1 pseudogene is annotated in these 415 nt (G+C 66.0%); it reads left to right on the top strand.

The features are described 5' to 3' along the window. Positions 1-415, top strand: a pseudogene (locus L1069_RS23990) (hypothetical protein); the annotation flags it as partial.

The following is a 415-nucleotide window of genomic DNA, read 5'->3' as shown; positions in this document are numbered from 1 at the left end:
AGTTGCCAAGGGCAGCGCCATTCCCAGCCTCTCCTTCGACAGCCCGCAGCTGGAGGATGACATGGTCAGCGCCGCCGAGGCGTCTGCCGTTGCCCTGTCCGGCAGCAGCACGCTGATCGAAGACGGCCAAACCGTCACCGTGACCGTCACCGACAGCGCCGCGGCCCAGGTCAACGGCACCGCCAGCGTATCGGGCAATGCCTGGAGCCTGACCCTGGATCTGTCCGGACTGGCCGAGGGGGCGCTGGCCCTGACGGCGGATGCCTCGGACACGCTAGGCAATGCGGCGCCTCAGGCCACGGCCTCAGCAGATAAGGACACCGAAGCGCCGTCAGGCTACAGCATGGGCTTTGACCAAAGCGCGGTAACTGCCGCCAATCAAAGCGCCGTCAGCTTCACCTTTGCCAGTGCTGAA

Origin of the sequence: Leisingera sp. MMG026 (assembly GCF_021654205.1) — a bacterium.
GTDB lineage: Bacteria > Pseudomonadota > Alphaproteobacteria > Rhodobacterales > Rhodobacteraceae > Leisingera.
Note: the sequence above shows the minus strand (reverse complement) of the source record. Positions and strands in the feature narration are given on the sequence as shown.